The organism is Amycolatopsis sp. (assembly GCF_035276945.1).
Lineage (GTDB): Bacteria > Actinomycetota > Actinomycetes > Mycobacteriales > Pseudonocardiaceae > Amycolatopsis_E.
Map to the genome: position 1 here is coordinate 1 of NZ_DATELF010000061.1, position 12,624 is coordinate 12,624.

At 68.1% G+C, this 12,624-nt stretch carries 13 protein-coding genes and 1 tRNA gene; 6 read left to right on the forward strand and 8 right to left on the reverse strand.

Going from position 1 to position 12,624, the window contains the following annotated elements; genetic code table 11:
- From VJT49_RS10120 to VJT49_RS10130, 3 genes are all read left to right on the forward strand, one after another.
- The coding region (locus tag VJT49_RS10120) for a replication initiator (protein ID WP_324164492.1) at window positions 1-1,558 on the forward strand (1,558 nt) is incomplete at its 5' end.
- 20 nt (window positions 1,559-1,578) lie between these two features.
- The gene (locus VJT49_RS10125) at window positions 1,579-1,797 is read left to right on the forward strand and encodes a helix-turn-helix domain-containing protein (RefSeq protein WP_324164493.1); all 219 of its coding nucleotides are present in this window, start codon (window positions 1,579-1,581) and stop codon (window positions 1,795-1,797) included.
- Window positions 1,798-1,907: 110 nt separating this feature from the next.
- Entirely contained in the window at window positions 1,908-2,984 is a 1,077-nt protein-coding gene (locus VJT49_RS10130; RefSeq protein ID WP_324164494.1) for a site-specific integrase, read from the forward strand.
- Between the two features lie 94 nt (window positions 2,985-3,078).
- On the opposite strand, the gene VJT49_RS10135 is transcribed toward VJT49_RS10130, so the two are convergent.
- Window positions 3,079-3,149 (reverse strand) — tRNA-Gly (locus tag VJT49_RS10135).
- Between the two features lie 90 nt (window positions 3,150-3,239).
- Here VJT49_RS10135 and VJT49_RS10140 point away from each other — a divergent pair.
- Together VJT49_RS10140 and dcd are read left to right on the forward strand one after the other, a co-directional pair.
- Entirely contained in the window at window positions 3,240-4,445 is a 1,206-nt protein-coding gene (locus VJT49_RS10140) for an oxygenase MpaB family protein (RefSeq protein WP_324164495.1), read from the forward strand.
- Window positions 4,446-4,522: 77 nt separating this feature from the next.
- Window positions 4,523-5,104: a dCTP deaminase gene (dcd, locus tag VJT49_RS10145; protein WP_324164496.1), complete on the forward strand. Its 582-nt coding sequence runs from the start codon at window positions 4,523-4,525 to the stop codon at window positions 5,102-5,104.
- Here the strand turns inward: dcd and VJT49_RS10150 are convergent.
- On the reverse strand, window positions 5,101-6,252 hold the full coding sequence (locus VJT49_RS10150; protein ID WP_324164497.1) for an FAD-dependent oxidoreductase: 1,152 nt from the start codon (window positions 6,250-6,252) through the stop codon (window positions 5,101-5,103). The two genes, dcd and VJT49_RS10150, sit on opposite strands and share 4 nt — an antisense overlap.
- 74 nt (window positions 6,253-6,326) lie before the next feature.
- On the opposite strand from VJT49_RS10150, the gene VJT49_RS10155 reads away from it, so the two are divergent.
- A complete protein-coding gene (locus VJT49_RS10155) occupies window positions 6,327-6,779 on the forward strand; it encodes a MarR family winged helix-turn-helix transcriptional regulator (protein WP_324164498.1) in 453 nt (150 codons plus the stop codon).
- Between the two features lies 1 nt (window position 6,780).
- Here the strand turns inward: VJT49_RS10155 and VJT49_RS10160 are convergent, their stop codons facing one another.
- The 6 genes from VJT49_RS10160 to VJT49_RS10185 form a co-directional block, all read right to left on the reverse strand.
- The gene (locus VJT49_RS10160; RefSeq protein ID WP_324164499.1) at window positions 6,781-8,388 is read right to left on the reverse strand and encodes an acyl-CoA dehydrogenase family protein; all 1,608 of its coding nucleotides are present in this window, start codon (window positions 8,386-8,388) and stop codon (window positions 6,781-6,783) included.
- Window positions 8,389-8,428: 40 nt separating this feature from the next.
- Window positions 8,429-9,028 (reverse strand): TetR/AcrR family transcriptional regulator, encoded by a 600-nt coding sequence (locus VJT49_RS10165; protein WP_324164500.1) that lies wholly within the window; start codon window positions 9,026-9,028, stop codon window positions 8,429-8,431.
- A gap of 28 nt (window positions 9,029-9,056) precedes the next feature.
- The gene (locus VJT49_RS10170) at window positions 9,057-9,407 is read right to left on the reverse strand and encodes a hypothetical protein (protein ID WP_324164501.1); all 351 of its coding nucleotides are present in this window, start codon (window positions 9,405-9,407) and stop codon (window positions 9,057-9,059) included.
- Between the two features lie 125 nt (window positions 9,408-9,532).
- Window positions 9,533-10,507 carry a cation diffusion facilitator family transporter gene (locus VJT49_RS10175; RefSeq protein WP_324164502.1) on the reverse strand — a complete coding sequence of 325 codons (975 nt, stop codon included), beginning with the start codon at window positions 10,505-10,507 and terminating at the stop codon, window positions 9,533-9,535.
- 21 nt (window positions 10,508-10,528) lie between these two features.
- Entirely contained in the window at window positions 10,529-11,137 is a 609-nt protein-coding gene (locus VJT49_RS10180; protein WP_324164503.1) for a DUF742 domain-containing protein, read from the reverse strand.
- 162 nt (window positions 11,138-11,299) lie between these two features.
- The coding region (locus tag VJT49_RS10185; RefSeq protein WP_324164504.1) for a (Fe-S)-binding protein at window positions 11,300-12,624 on the reverse strand (1,325 nt) is incomplete at its 5' end.

Below are 12,624 nucleotides of genomic sequence, written 5' to 3' on the forward strand. Positions count from 1 at the left end.
GGCGGCCGCGGAGAAACACGGCGTGTGCGTCCGGCCGTTCACCATGGAGGCCGGCGACCCCGACACCGGCGAACTCCGCTACGTGGCCGTGCCCTGCGGCTCCACAGTGGAAAGCGTCTGTGCGCCGTGTGCGAAGAAGGCCAAGGCGCTACGGATGGTGCAGTGCCGGGAGGGCTGGCACCTCGACCAGGAACCGGACTTCACCCCGACACCACCCACCGAGGACCAAACCGCGCTCGTCACCTTCCGGGCCGATCTGGTGGCGGCCTACCGGGCGGCGGTCGATTACGGGGACCAGGGCCAGGCCGACGAACTCCGCGACGAGATCCGGGGCGTGGACGAAGAACTTCGGCAACTTGGCGTGCGGGGGCGGCTGCCCTCGCCGGACCTGCCGGACAAGCGGACTCCGAAGCGGTCGACGCGGCGGCGGCAGGACGCGCCGAACCTGCCCCGACGCAAGGTCGCCAAGACCACCGTGGGCCGCGAGTACGCCGGGAGGTTCCGGCCGTCGATGTTCGTCACGCTCACCTGCGACACCTACGGCCGGGTCCGGGACGACGGCACCCCGGTCGAGCCCGGTAGCTACGACTACCGGCGGGCAGCGCGGGACGCGGTGCACTTCTCCGCGCTGGTGGATCGGTGGTGGCAGAACCTGCGCCGGGTCGTCGGCTGGGATGTGCAGTACTTCGCCACCGTCGAACCCCAGAAACGCGCCGCGCCGCACCTGCACACGGCGCTGCGGGGTGCCATCCCGCATGAGGTGATCCGGCAGGTCACGGCGGCGACCTATCACCAAGTGTGGTGGCCGAACCATGACCGGCTCGTCTATCACGGTGACCGGCTGCCCGTCTGGGAACCACGCTCGAAGTCCTTTGTGGACCCCGAAACGCGGGAACCCCTGAGTGAGTGGGACCAGGCGGCGGAGGAGGTCGAGGAACCGGCGCACGTGGTCACCTTCGGGCGACAGGTCCACTCCAAGGGCATCCTTGGCGGCACCGAGGAAGCCGGGCGGCACATCGGCTACCTGACCAAATACCTCACCAAGTCCACGGGGGAGGTGGTCGAGGCCACCTCGGTGCAGCAGCGGGAGCACCACGACCGGCTCCACGCCGAGCTGACGGTGACGCCGTGCTCGCCGCGGTGCGCGGTCTGGCTGCTCTACGGCATCCAACCCAAGGGAGCCAACTCCCGCACCACGCCGGGGCACTGCAAGGGACGGGCACACCGCCGAACAACCCTCGGTCTACCGGGGCGGCGGGTGCTGGTGTCACGCAAGTGGTCCGGCAAGACCCTCGCCGACCACAAGGCAGACCGCAAACGGTTCGTGCGGGACATGCTCGCGGCGGTCGGCATCGTCAAACCGGAACAGGACCCGGCACGGCTGATCTGGCGCAAGCTCCAACCCGGCGACCGCGACGCACCACCCCGCGCCCACCTGCTCATGCGGGCCATCGCCGAACGCATCGCCTGGCGGGCCGAGTACGACCGGGCACTACTCGCAGCCGCTGGGCCGCCCGGCGACGGTCCAGAAACTTCGGCAATTCCACAAGCAGCGTGACTACCTGGGGAAACGACACGTTGAACACGAACTACCTGAACGTCGAACAAGCCGCCGAATACCTCAACACCTCCGTCCGCTTCGTCCGGCGACTCATCGCCGAACGTCGCATCGCCTTCCACAAGGTCGGCGCACACGTCCGCCTATCCGTCGACGACCTGGAGGCATTCGTCCAGGCCGGCCGCGTCGAACCAATCACCCGCACTGCCGTGATCCGCGATCTGAAGGGGGCTGCCTGATGCCGAACAAGAAGGGACGTCGCGGGTTCGGGAACGTGCGTCAACGGGAGTCGGGAAAGTGGCAGGCACGCTACCCCGGTCCGGATGGGCGGATGCGGAGCGCACCGCAAATGTTCGACAGCAAGCGAGCCGCCGAGCGGTGGCTGTCGCTCACGGAGACGCAGATCATGAAGGGTGAGTGGACTGATCCTGAGCGGGCCAAGGTTCCGCTCGGTCATTACGCCGAGCAGTGGATTACTCAGCGACCGGGCCTGCGTCCGCGCACGGTCGAGCTGTACCGCTGGCTACTGCGTAAGCACATCGAGCCGTACATCGGCGGGGTGGAGCTGGGCAAGCTGTCCACCGCGATTGTTCGGCAATGGCGTTCGGATCGGCTGGCGGCCGGGGTGTCCGAGTCGGTGACGGCCAAGGCGTACCGGCTGCTGCGGGGTGTCCTGAGCACGGCCGTGGACGAAGACAAGATTCTCCCGCGTAACCCGTGCCGTGTCCGCGGGGCTGATCGTGAACACCCGGACGCGCGGCCGGTACTGACTGTGGCCCAGGTGTTCGAACTGGCGGACAGGCTGCCGAACAGGTTCCGCGCCCTGGTCCTGCTCGCCGCGTTCACCTCGCTGCGGTGGGGCGAGGTGACGGCCCTGCGCCGGTGTGACATCGGGGAGGATGCGAGTTGGATTCGGATCTCTCAGGCGCTCGTCGAAGTCCCCGGACGCGGGCTGATCGTCGGGCCGCCGAAGTCGCGGGCCGGGGTTCGTGAGCTGATCGTCCCTGCGGCGATCAGGCCGGAAGTGGTCAAGCACCTGACGACCTACGTCAAGCCTGACCAGCTCGCCCTGCTGTTCACCGGTGAGCGGAACGGGAACGCGCTGCGTCGGCCGAACTTCAATCAGCGGGTGAGGTGGACGAAGGTCGTCGCGGACATGGGCCTGAAGGGTCTGCACTTCCACGACCTGAGGCACGCCGGGAACATCTGGGCGTCCAAGGCGGGCACGTCCACGAAAGACCTGATGGCGCGCATGGGTCACGACGATGTGCGGGCAGCGTTGATCTACCAGCGGGCGACCAGCGAGGCAGACGAACGGATCGCCGACCGGCTGTCCGATCTCGTCGACAAGCACCGGAAGCGCAGTAAGCCCGAAGACGAAGACCCGGACGACGGGGCGAGCGGCGTGCTGGTCCCCACGACGTAATGGCCCGTTAATGGCCCAAGCGACGGAATAACCGGCCAAAACGAAACCCCCGGGTCCACAGTAGACCCCGTTTGACCTGAGGCTTTCGAGAAAGAGCGGATGACGGGAATCGAACCCGCGTTCTCAGCTTGGGAAGCTGATGTTCTACCATTGAACTACATCCGCAGCGGTACCAGAGCATACACGGTGGGCCGTCTCCTTCAGTCAAGACCCTCTTCCTTGACACCTCGGCGGCGAGTGACAACGATCGTTGTCATGGACGAGCGGCTGCCTGACCCGGAGTTGCTGCGCCAGGGCGGGCTCCGGCTGGCCTCACGAGTGTTCATCCGGAGCGACATCCGCGGCACCGCCGAGCAGGTGCGCCGGTTCCGCGAGTTCGCGCAGGTCACGGACCCGCTCGCGGACCCTGTGGTGGCTGTGTTCGGGGAGCGGCCGGAGGTTCGGCGACTGTTCGAGACGGCGCTCTATGAGGGTATCGACGCGGTCGAGAACGCGCCGGTGGAGCTGGAAAACCTCTTTCGCGAGGTCGAGGCGACACCGTACTGGTTGGACTACGACCGGCTCGAGCGTGGCGCGAAGGCGATCACGCGCACCGGGATTCTCGGCCTGTTTCCGCTCGGCGACATGTCCTTGATGGGCGGGTATCTCGCGTCCCGCGCGACGAAGACCCTGGTCGCGACCGGGGAGATCGAAGACCTCGCGAGTCGCAGGCTGATCGAGACCGCGGCGTGGTGGATCGACGTCACCACGCCGGGCAACCTGCGCCGCGGCGAAACCGGGTATGCCTCGGCACTGCGGGTGCGGCTGGTGCACGCGCACGTCAGGGCGGCGATGCGGCGTCGCCGGGACTGGGATTACGAAGCCTGGGATGAGCCGGTCAACCAGGTACAGATGGTCGGCACCCTCCTGCTCTTCTCGCTCGTCTTCGTCTTCGGCACCCAACTGCTCGGCATCCGCTACAGCGAGCGCGAGCGCGCCGACATCCTGCATCTGTGGCGGTATGTCGGCTGGCTGATCGGTGTCGACGAGCAACTCCTGCCCGCCGGCGAGGAAGACGCCTGGCGCCTGTTCTGGCTCCTGACCGTGACTGAGTTCATCCCCGACGAGGACTCGAAACGGCTCGCGCGTGCCCTCGTGCGTTCGCACGGTCAAGTCGGCGACGGATTGCTCGGCAAGATCGTGTCCCAGCTGTCGGTCCGCGTGCATTCGTCCATCAGCAGGCTGGTGCTCGGCAAGAAGAACGCCGACTTTTTGGAAATCCCCAACGACCCGCTCACCCAGGCCGCCGTGCTCACGACGGCGGCGATGAACTTCGCCGCCGAGACCGCGCGCAGGCACATCCCGGGAGCCACGGTAGTGCGGGAGTTCATCGGCGGCCTGGAACGCCGCCAGTATGTCGGCAGGTTGGCGAAGATCTTCCAGCTCGACCGCACCTACGCTCGGCATATGCGGGCGGCCTGACCGCCAAAGCCGAACTCAGCGTCTTGTGAGGGGGGACTCGCGGGTCGGGAGCGGGCAACTCGCCGTAGGGTGGGGCCGTGCTGCTCAGTGACCGCGACCTGCGCAAGGAAGTCGAAGCCGGCCGGCTCGGCATCGACCCGTTCGACGCCGCCATGCTGCAACCGTCCAGCATCGACGTGCGGCTGGACCGCTTCTTCCGGGTCTTCGACAACAGCAAGTACACCCACATCGACCCCGCCATCCAGCAGGACGAGCTGACCTCGCTGGTGGAGAAGGAGGGCGAAGACCCGTTCGTCCTGCACCCCGGCGAGTTCGTGCTGGGTTCGACGTTCGAGCTGGTCAGCTTGCCCGACGACCTCGCGGGCCGGCTGGAGGGCAAGTCGTCTCTGGGCCGTCTGGGGTTGTTGACGCACTCGACGGCGGGCTTCATCGACCCGGGATTCACCGGGCACATCACGCTCGAGCTGTCCAACGTGGCGAACCTGCCGATCACGCTGTGGCCGGGGATGAAGATCGGCCAGCTCTGCCTCTTCCGGCTCACCAGTGCCGCCGAGCACCCGTACGGCTCGGTGCAGGCCGGTTCCCGCTACCAGGGGCAACGCGGACCCACACCGAGCCGTGCCTACCAGAACTTCCACCGCGTGGACACCTGGCGCTAGACCCCGACCGGCTGCGACCACTCGATGTGGTGGTCGAACATCCAGCTCATCGCGCCGGCATCGGTGTTCTTCAAGCCCCTGCTGACGAAGAAGTCGCGCACATGGCGCATGATCGGACCGGCGATCTTGCCGTCCCCGTTGTGTTTTCCGGTTCTCACCACGGTCTCGACCCGCTCCCGGCGGGCCTTCTCGTAACGCCTGAACGCCTCGTCGATCCCTGCGTCACGCAGGCACATCGCCAGCGTGACAGCGTCCTCGATCGCCATTGAGGCGCCCTGCCCCGAAGACGGCGAGGTCGCGTGGGCCGCATCACCGATGATGATCATGCGGTTGTAGTGCCAGATGGGCACACTCGGGAAGTCGTAGGTCGCCCACGGCCGGAAGATCACCGGAGTGGCCGCGATGAGCTCGGCCGCCAGGCTTCGATCGGCTCGGGCGCGCTGGATCAGCTCGGCACGCCACTGCTCGTCGCTGACCGCCGCCAGGTCGGCCGGTGTCGGCTCGGTCTTCCGCGGCGGGTTGGCGAACCACATCACCTTCCCGTCCGGCCGGCGGACGTAGGCGAAGAACTGCCGGTTGCCGAAGATCATGTGCCACGCGCCCACCCGATCGTCGACCTGGACGCCTTCGGCGACTCCGCCCGTGTTCAGCAACGGGATGTACCGTGCCGCGGGTGCCTGCGGATCGATGAGTTCCCGCACGCGTGACCGCAGCCCGTCGGCACCGATGAGCAGGTCCCCCTCGGCAAAGGTTCCGTCCGCGAACCGGGCCCGGACACCTGTCGCGTCCACGAGCCGTTTGCCGTACTCGACGCGGAGGCCCCGCCGCACGGCCTCGTCCCGCAACGCTAGGTAGAGATCCGACCGGACCACGGTGTGGGCCGGCATCTCGATTTGCCCCAGCCGCCTGCCGTCGCCGTTGTACAGGGCCATACCCGGCGTCGGAACGCCGACCTCGCGCACGAGGTCCTTCAGGCCGATCGCGTCCAGCGCGTCCAGCCCGTTCTTGGCCAGCGTGAGAAACGCCCCGACGCCGTCGGCGGACCGGTTGTAGGACTCGTAGACGACCGGCTCCAAACCGGCCTGGTCCAGCGCGATAGCCGCCACCGTACCCGCGATACCCCCGCCGATGATCAACGCGCGTGTCATGTTAGTCCTTTCCTTCGAATATCTCGACAAGTAATTCGTTCTACCGAACTAAATAATGGAGTAGACTGGGGGACGTGTCAAGCGAGCGCGAGAAGTTGATCGGCGAAGTCCTGATGGCCTGCCGAGAGATGTCCACCGAGACAGTGATGTTCCACGCGGCGATCGCCGACAAGCGCGGCCTGTCCGCCACCGAGTCGAAGGCGACGGACTACCTGGCCCGCTTCGGCCCGCTGACGCCGAAGGACCTGGTCAAACACTCGGGACTGGCACCGGCTTCGGTCACCGCGCTCATCGACCGCCTGGAGCGCAAGGGACTGGTCCGCCGCAAACCGCACCCCGAAGACCGGCGCAAGGTACTGATCGAACTGGACCAGCCGGACGACGCGAGCCCGTGGGAGTACCTGATCGAACAGATGCTGCGGTTCCTCGACCGCTACAGCGACGAGCAGCTTCGGCTCATCGTCGAGTTCACGCGCGCCGGCTCGGAGATCACGCACCGAGCCACAAAACGGCTGACTGGCAACTGATTCAGGCCGTCAGCGCGTGTTCGAGGATGGCCTTCGTGTCGACACCCGTGGGCAGCGTGCCCAGGGCGATGCCCCAGTCGCCGCCGAACCGGGAGGCGCAGAACGCGTCCGCGACCGCGTGCGGGGCATGACGCACCAGCAGCGCGCCCTGCAACACCAGCGCCATCGTCTCGACCAGGCGTCGCGCCCGGAACTGAATGTCGTCCAAAGAGGACAGTTCGGTGCGGAGCCGCGCCACCGCGCCGTCGAGCCGATCGTCGGCCCCGGCCGCCAAGCCGATCTCGGCGAAGAACGCGGCAACCGACTCGGGCTGCTTGCTCATGGCGCGCAGGGCATCCAGCGCCACCACGTTGCCGGAACCCTCCCAAACGGACAGCAGGGGCGCCTCGCGGTAGAGCCGGGGCATACCCGAGTCCTCGACATAACCGTTGCCGCCCAGGCATTCCAGCGCTTCGGCGGCGTGCACCGGTCCGCGCTTGCACACCCAGTACTTGGTCGCCGCGAGCGCGAGGCGGCGGAACGCCTGCTGGGACGGGTCCCCGGCCGCGCCCGCGAGCCGCATCGCGACGGTGGTGGCGGCCTCCGACTCGACCACGAGATCGGCCAGCACGTTCGCCATCGCGGGCTGGTCGACGAGGTACGCGCCGAACGCGCGGCGATGCGAGGCGTGGTGCACGGCCTGCACAACCCCTTGCCGCATCAGGGAAGTGGAGCCGAGCACGCAGTCCAGCCGGGTGTTGTTGACCATCTCGATGATGGTCGGCACGCCTCGGCCCTCTTCGCCGATCAGCCAGCCGACGGCTCCGTCGTACTCGATCTCCGAGGATGCGTTGGACTTGTTGCCGAGCTTGTCCTTGAGGCGCTGCAAGAAGATCCGGTTCCGGGAGCCGTCAGGCAGCACACGCGGCAGCAGGAAGCACGAGAGCCCGCCAGGAGCTTGCGCCAGCGTCAGGAACAAATCCGACATCGGCGCCGACGTGAACCACTTGTGGCCCGTCAGCAGGTAACCGTCGCCGGAAGGCGTCGCCGTGGTGGTGTTGGCGCGCACGTCCGAACCACCCTGCTTCTCGGTCATCGACATGCCCGCGATGAGTCCGCGCTTGGTGGTCGGCAGGCGTAGCCCGAAGTCGTACTCGGTGGACGCGAGCAGCGGCTCGTACACGGCGGCGAGCTCGGGATTGTGCCGCAAGGCGGGCACCGCGGCGTAGGTCATGGAAATGGGGCACACATGGCCGGGTTCCGCCTGATTCCAGACCAGCACCTTCGCCGCGCGCGCCACGTGCGCGCCAGGCCGGTCCTGCCGCCACGGTGACGCGTGCAGGCCGTGGCTGACCGCGACGTTCATCAGGTCGTGCCAATGCGGGTGGAACTCGACCTCGTCGACGCGGTGGCCGTACCGGTCATGGGTGCGCAGCTTGGGCGGGTTTTCGTTGGCCAGGCGGCCCCATTCCTGACCCTGCTCGCTCCCGGCGAGCCTGCCGAGCTCGTGCAGTTCCTCCTCCGCCCACCCGGCGCCCTCCCGCCGGAGGCCCTCCAGGAGCGCCGGATCGTCGGCCACGTCGTGGACGAGTGGCGGAACCTGGTTGGTCACTTCATGGGTGTCAGGCATGTCCGCTCCCGTCCTTCCCGCGACTTGGCGCGCTCACTGGTCACCTCGCGCGCCGCGGCTCATCACCCAAGGCGCGAAGGATGAACGGCCGCAGCTCCGCGGCGGTGTCGTTGCTGGTCAGTGGTCCGACGAGCATTTCCGACACGGCGCCGACCATCGCGGCGGCCGTGAACTCGGCGTCCTGCGTGGGCAACTGCCCCGACCGGACGCCTTCGGCGATGTGCTCGGCCGCCACGTCACGAAAGACGCGGCGAAAGACGATGCGCTCGGCCTCGACCTCGGCGTCGACAGGCTCGGCGAGCAGCGCGTAGGCCCTCCGCGGCGCTTTCAGCGCTCGCTTGGCGAAGGTTTCGAAGATGGTGGCGACCCGTTCGGCCGGCTTGCCGGGGCGCCGCGCGGCTTCGCGCACGGCCGCCACCTCGCGGCTCACCAGGCCGCGGAACAGCTCGACGACCAGTTCGGCCTTGCCGGGAAAATGCCGGTAGACGCTGCCGGTCGCGACGCCCGCCTGTTCGGCGACCGCCGCGACCGAGCAGCCCGCGTAGCCTCGTTCCGCCAGCAACTCGGCGGCGGCGTCGAGGATCTTGGCGCGCTGGGCGTCCAGCCGCGCCTGGACCTGCGGGGTACGCCTGTACGGCACTCAACAAGTGAAGCACTGATTCACTGCTTCAGTCAACGGCGCGGTGCCGGTAGCCGGCCCTGGTGAGATCGGTGATCCGCTTGGCGGAGTCCTGCCAGGTGATGGTGGTCGGCTCGAGGGTCAGCACCGCCACGATCTTCCGGTTGCACGGGCCCACGGTGCCGGTCGTGTGCATCGCGCGGCTGGTCAGATCGATGCTCTGCGCCGAAAGGCCCCCGGATGTGTCGTCTCCGCTCGATGCCAGTGTGAGCGCCCTCTTGGCCTCGGGCGAGGCCAGCACGCGGAGGGTGGCCGCGTTCTCCGTGCACTCCTCACCGGGAGCCGGGGCAGCACCGAAACCGGACCAGCCCTGCTTGACTCCGTGCGGCAGGTACGGCAACGCGCCCGGAATGCCAAAGGACTGGTCGAAGCCCGTCCGAGCCGCACTGGTCAGGATCGCGGCGAGGCGCCTGAAATTCCCTGTGCGAAACCCCAGTATCAGCGCTCAAAGAACCTTGGCGGGGGTCACACCAGCGGTTTGCCGTACCGGGCCAATACGGCGGCACGGAGATCGGGATCGGTGCGTGGAACCGGTTCGATGAACACCTCGGTGACATCGCCGCATTCGCGCGCGAGTGCCCCGGCCAGGCGCACGCAGGCCCGCTCGACGTGCGCCGCGCCGAGCGAGTCGTCGAAGTCCACCCGCGCGCAGACCAGGAGCTGATCGGTGCCCAGGAACATCGTCTGCAGATCCACCACGGCCTCGATCTCCGGCGCGGCCGCCAGTAGGTTGTGGATGCCGCGCACCACGGCCGGGTCGGCCTGCATCCCGATCAGCAGCCGCAGGTTGGTGCGGCCCAGGATGTAGGCGACGAACGCGAGCAGCACCCCGATCGCGATCGAGGCCGCCCCGTCCCAGATCACCGAGCCGGTCAGCTGGTGCAGTCCCAGTCCGGCGAAAGCGAGCAGGAGCCCGAGCAGCGCCGCGGAGTCCTCCAGGAACACCGTCTTCGGCGCGGGGTCGTCGACGAACTTCAGGTACTCGAGCAGGGACTTGTGCTGCTCGGCCGCCTCGCGCCGGACCTGCCGGTGCGCCTGGACCCAGGACACCGACTCCATCGCGAAGGCCAGCGCCAGCACGATGTAGCCGACGATCGAGTTGGTCTGCTCGACCGGCCCCCCGAAAACCGTGGAAAAACCCTCGTAGAAGGCGAACATCGCGCCCGAGGCGAAGATCGACACGGCAGCCAGCAGAGACCAGAAGTAACGCTCCTTCCCGTAACCGAACGGATGGAGGCGATCCGCGGGCCGGGCGGATCGGCGCAGTGCGGTGAGCAGCAGGACCTCGGTGAAGGTGTCGGCCACCGAATGCGCGGCCTCGGAAAGCAGCGCGCCGGAGCCGGTGATGATCCCGGCGATCGCCTTCATGATCGCGATGGCCAGGTTGACCGCGCCCGCGAGCACGACGGTCAACGTGCTCTCGCCCTTTTCCTCGGCCACCTGATGATCGTAAGCGTTTACCTAGAGACGTTGCAGTCCGTCAAGCACCCGCCGCAGCAGGGCCATCGGTGGCCGTCCCTCGGCGGTGCGCTCGGTGCCGTGGATGTGCAGCAGGCCGAGTTCGGCCATGTCGGAGAGCAGCACGCGCGCGACGCCGATCGGCACCGAAAGGTTCGCGGCCACTTCGGCCACCGACTGCGGGGTCGCGCACAGCGCCCGCACGGGCTGGTACTCGCTGCTCAGCGCCATACCCCCCCACTTGGCGTCGGCGCGCAGCGAGACCATCGTCTCCAGCCGGAGTTCGTAGACCGAGTGGGTACGGCCCCGGGTCAGCACGTAGGGACGCACCCGGGGGCCGACCAACTCCTCGGGCTCCCCCCTGCTTTCCTCCGCACGCGGCTGGGGCCGCGGTCGAGATTGTGGCCGCGGCGGGGGCGCGGGCCGAGCGGCCGGCTCGGGCTGCTCGGAGGGGTCGGGCTCGACGTACTTCTCGAGCTGCCGATCGGTGGGGAACCGGGCACCGGACGGTCGGGAGCCCTTCCGCCGGCTCCTCTGGCCCGGGTCCGGCTGGTCGTCGGCGAGCTTGCTCAGCTGCTTCGCCGAGGGGAACCGCGCACCGGCCCTGGGCACGGGGGACTCACCGGTTGGTCCGGTATCGGCCGGTATCCCCATTTAGTCGCCCCGTTCACGCAGGTCGCAGTGCTTCGCGGACTGCATCGGCTGCGAGATAACAGAATAACGCGTGTGTCGACCCCCGTTCGCGCTTTCGCCCGGTTCCGCGTCTCAGCCGAGTCAGTGGGTATCCAGGGTCTCCAGGGTCTCCAGCGGATCCGCGCCCGGCTCAGGCAGCGAGTCCGGCACGGCTCCGGCAGGCGTCCGCGGAGCCCGCTTGACCGCGGCCAGCAGCAGCTGGGAGACATCGACGACCTCGACCCTCTCGCCGGCCTTGCCGTCGTTCTGGCGCGCGGTGACCCCGTCGGTGAGCATCACGCGGCAGAACGGGCAGCCGGTCGCGATCTTCGACGGCGCGGTGCCCAGCGCCTCGTCGACCCGGTCGAGGTTGATCCGCTTGCCGATCTTCTCTTCCATCCACATCCGCGCACCGCCGGCGCCACAGCACATGGAGCGGTCGCCGTGACGCGGCATCTCACGGAACCGCGCGCCGGAAGCACCGACGAGCTCACGCGGCGCTTCGTAGACCTTGTTGTGACGGCCCAGGTAGCACGGGTCGTGGTAGGTCACGTCGTCGGCGATCGGCGCGACGGGCACCAGCCGCTTCTCCCGGACGAGACGGTTCAGCAGCTGGGTGTGGTGCACGACCTCGTACTGACCACCGAGCTCCGGGTACTCGTTGGCCATCGTGTTGAAGCAGTGCGCGCAGGTGACCACGATCTTGCGCTGGTCGCGCCCCTCGAAGACGGAGTTGAGCACCTCGACGTTCTGCTGGGCGAGCATCTGGAACAGGAACTCGTTGCCCGCGCGCCGGGCCGGGTCGCCCGTGCAGGTCTCCTCGGGTCCGAGCACGGTGTACTTGACGCCCGCGATGTGCAGCAGCTCGGCCACGGCTCGCGTCGTCTTCTTCGCCCGGTCCTCGAACGCACCGGCGCAGCCGACCCAGAACAGGTACTCGGCGTCGCCCAGTTCGCCGTCGAAGACGGGTACGTCGAAGTCCAGGTCTTGCGCCCAGGCCAGGCGGTCCTTGGCGTTCTGGCCCCACGGGTTGCCCTTGTTCTCCAGGTTCTTGAACATCCCGTTGAGCTCGCTGGGGAAGCTCGACTCGATCAGCACCTGGTAGCGGCGCATGTCGACGATGTGGTCCACGTGCTCGATGTCCACCGGGCACTGCTCGACGCAGGCGCCGCAGGTGGTGCAGGACCACAGCACGTCCGGGTCGATGACCCCGCCGTCGTCGGCGCCGCCGATGAGCGGGCGCTCCGCCTCGGCGAGGGCGAGGGCGTCGACGCGGGCGAGCTGCTCGGGGGTGCCCTTCTCCTCGCCGGTCAGGTCCTTGCCGCCGCCGGCGAGCAGGTAGGGCGCCTTGGCGTAGGCGTGGTCGCGCAGGTTGAGGATCAGCAGCTTCGGCGACAGCGGCTTGCCGGTGTTCCAGGCAGGACACT

What these genes read in the sequence shown, in the direction of transcription:
- VJT49_RS10130 (WP_324164494.1), top strand. Translation starts at nt 1,908, where the DNA reads ATGTTCGACAGCAAGCGAGCCGCCGAGCGGTGGCTGTCGCTCACGGAG.
- VJT49_RS10140 (WP_324164495.1), top strand. Translation starts at nt 3,240, where the DNA reads ATGGACGAGCGGCTGCCTGACCCGGAGTTGCTGCGCCAGGGCGGGCTC.
- VJT49_RS10150 (WP_324164497.1), bottom strand. Translation starts at nt 6,252, where the DNA reads ATGACACGCGCGTTGATCATCGGCGGGGGTATCGCGGGTACGGTGGCG.
- VJT49_RS10160 (WP_324164499.1), bottom strand. Translation starts at nt 8,388, where the DNA reads ATGCCTGACACCCATGAAGTGACCAACCAGGTTCCGCCACTCGTCCAC.